Genomic DNA, 1,493 nt, shown 5'->3' with positions numbered 1-1,493 from the left:
TCCAGCGATGCAGGCACGACTCCGCGATGCCCAACGACGTCGCCACATCACGCACTGAGCGTCCCGAGGCCAGCAAATCAAGGGCGCGTCGCCGGAACTCCGGCTGGTAGGGCTTCGGCACGACGGACGATCTCCTTCACAAGATCGTCGGACCCTACGTCTCCTCACTTCTGCGTCCGCCGAGCGGGGTCAACATCACCCCGAACACCTACGAACAGACACTCCGGACTACCCTCACAACAACAGCCGCGTAATCAACCCCCGTGTCCAAGATCCGGGGGTAAGGCCCGTGGCGAAGACCCGGGGCGGCCACGCACGCACCGTCGCTGTAGCCCACCAGCTGCATGACAGCCGCTTCGCTGGCCCCGGCCGACGATGAGACCAGCATGAGCACCGAGAACAGGAAGACCACGATGCAGTCCGAGTCCGAGTCCGAGTCCGAGTCCGAGTCCGAGTCCGGGCCTGCGCCGGTGTCGTTCCCGTTCGGGCCGGGGTCGATGCGGCGGTTGAGGAACGGAAGGAAACGGGCTGCGGTGGTGCCGGCGGCCCAGGCGGTGTTGCTGGGCGCCGGGTCGTCGGTAGCGGCGCGCGCGTCGTCCGGGGATGCCCGCCTGCCGTTGCAGGTCATCGCCCGTCACGACCTCCCCGGTGGCCTTGACGGGCTGCCCGAGCTGGCCGAGACAGCGGGTCTGACGCTCGCTGATTTCACGATCGAGCCGCAGTGGTCCGGTTACATCGAGGAAACGCGGGAGAACGTCCCAGGTGCGGCGGTGCTGCTGGTCATGGAACCGACCGGACCGATGACCGGGACCCTGTCCGGCAGGAAGAAAAAGACCTCGGGCGGACTAGGGGCTTTGGCGTGGTATCGGGTGGATCTGCAGTTGCTGGCCCCGCTGGCTGCGCCGATCTACTCAGCTGATCAGAAAACCCTGGCCGCGCGGATCACGACCGTTCTCGATCACCTCGCTCCAGCAGCAGAAACCCGGGAGGCAGCCGACGCTGCCGCCGACGTGCTGCTGCAATCAGGGCGGGCCCACGGGAAGATCACACCCGAGCTGCACGCCGAGCTCGGGCAGCCCCGCGTCAATGCGGCGGTGGACTGGCTACGACGGAACAAGCTACTGGTCGGGCTGGCCCGGGAACGGGTGTGGAGCCCACGGCTGCTCGTCGGGTTACGCGTCCGGATACCGGTCTCACAAGCCGGCGACCGCACCCCTGAACCAGACCGACCGCAGCCGGCGGCGGCGCGGCGATAACCCCGGCCCGCCATGTCGTCCCCTTCCGAGCCCTGGGCTTTCGAAGCTGGGCCCGAGGTTGATGCGGTGAGCCGCGGATATCGGATCGAGGCCGATGTCGAGCTGTCCAGCGACTGGCTACCAGCCGCGGCGTTCACGACGATCTATCCGACGGTGGAGGCAGCGATTCCAGTCGCGATCGAAGGTGTCGACGACGCCGAGATCGACGAAGTACGAATCGTGGCCGTGGGCACCGGC

1 protein-coding gene is annotated in these 1,493 nt (G+C 67.4%); it reads left to right on the top strand.

Annotation, left to right across the window (positions count from 1 at the left end):
- Positions 1-386 precede the first annotated feature (386 nt).
- Positions 387-1,256 carry a hypothetical protein gene (locus Ae150APs1_RS29725; protein WP_139317648.1) on the top strand — a complete coding sequence of 290 codons (870 nt, stop codon included), beginning with the start codon at positions 387-389 and terminating at the stop codon, positions 1,254-1,256.
- Positions 1,257-1,493 lie beyond the last annotated feature (237 nt).

Source organism: Pseudonocardia sp. Ae150A_Ps1, from assembly GCF_001932315.1.
Taxonomy (GTDB): Bacteria; Actinomycetota; Actinomycetes; order Mycobacteriales; family Pseudonocardiaceae; genus Pseudonocardia.
The sequence above is the reverse complement of the archived record's forward strand: the minus strand, read 5'-3'. Positions and strand labels throughout refer to the sequence as shown.

Excerpts from the sequence above, each read along its gene's own strand:
- Ae150APs1_RS29725 (WP_139317648.1), top strand. The coding sequence starts at position 387 with ATGAGCACCGAGAACAGGAAGACCACGATGCAGTCCGAGTCCGAGTCC.